This is a genomic window from Aerococcus sp. L_32 (assembly GCF_050689315.1).
This window is the reverse complement of record NZ_JBOEQF010000755.1, coordinates 1-878: the sequence shown is the minus strand read 5'-3', so window position 1 is coordinate 878 and position 878 is coordinate 1. Positions and strand designations below refer to the sequence as shown.

The 878-nt window shown below is 41.5% G+C and carries 2 protein-coding genes; both read right to left on the bottom strand.

The window, feature by feature from the left end; genetic code table 11:
• Positions 1-516, bottom strand: a 516-nt coding sequence (locus tag ACRCJ0_RS16235) for a phytoene/squalene synthase family protein (RefSeq protein ID WP_431391200.1), incomplete at its 3' end; no start/stop codon positions are given.
• A 22-nt stretch (positions 517-538) separates the two neighbouring features.
• On the bottom strand, positions 539-878 hold a 340-nt coding region (locus ACRCJ0_RS16230), incomplete at its 5' end, for an FAD-dependent oxidoreductase (RefSeq protein ID WP_431391199.1).

The following is an 878-nucleotide window of genomic DNA, read 5'->3' as shown; positions in this document are numbered from 1 at the left end:
GGTTAATTGCATGCCAATACCTAAATCTATAGCTGCTTGACGCAGTGTTTCACTTATAGGCGTATCTTTATCAACTAATAAGGGTAGCAGCGTTTCCCCTACTGACCCAGCAACATTTGAAGCGTAAGCAACCAAATCGGCCATATCGACTACTTTGTAGCCTAAAATATCCATTCGTTGCCCTTGGATCTGTTTCAACAAAGCATCAGTAGACACTTGATAGGTAGATACCGTATCTTTGAAGGCCAACCACCAAGCAAATGGTTCCTCTTCACTCGTTTCTATATTTAGAATTTGTGCTTCTAAATCATCTAACTTTCCCAGAGCTTCTTCTTGTGTAAGGTCTCCGCTATCTGCAATATCATCTACATATCGATTGTAGGCGTATAAAGCTGCAACACCTTCAAATGTCTCTTTTGGTAGCAAACGGAAAGCCTGGTAAAAGCTCTTTGATGCTTCTGCCATCGTATTTTCAGAAGCTTTATAAGATGCGCTAAGCAAACGATTTCTTGCCATAATCTCCCTTTCCTCTCTAACTCTAACCCTCGTCATCTAACATCAACTCATCGGCGCAAATTTTGCCACTCTCGATGACTATAGGAACCCCTGCACCTGGATGTGTGGAGGAACCTGTGAAATATAACCCGGACACATTTTCAGCTTTTGCTTGCGGTCTGAAGTGGTTACTTTGCATTAAGGTTGGCTGCAAACCAAAAGTAGCCCCGCGGTATGCATTATAGTGGGATTCAAAATCATTAGGCGTAAATACACGTTCTACTTCAATTTGACTTTCAAGGTTTTCTAATCCAGGTATACGCGCCAATGTCTCCAACGCTTTCTCTTTATATAATTGCACTGTTGATTGGTCATAAGCATAT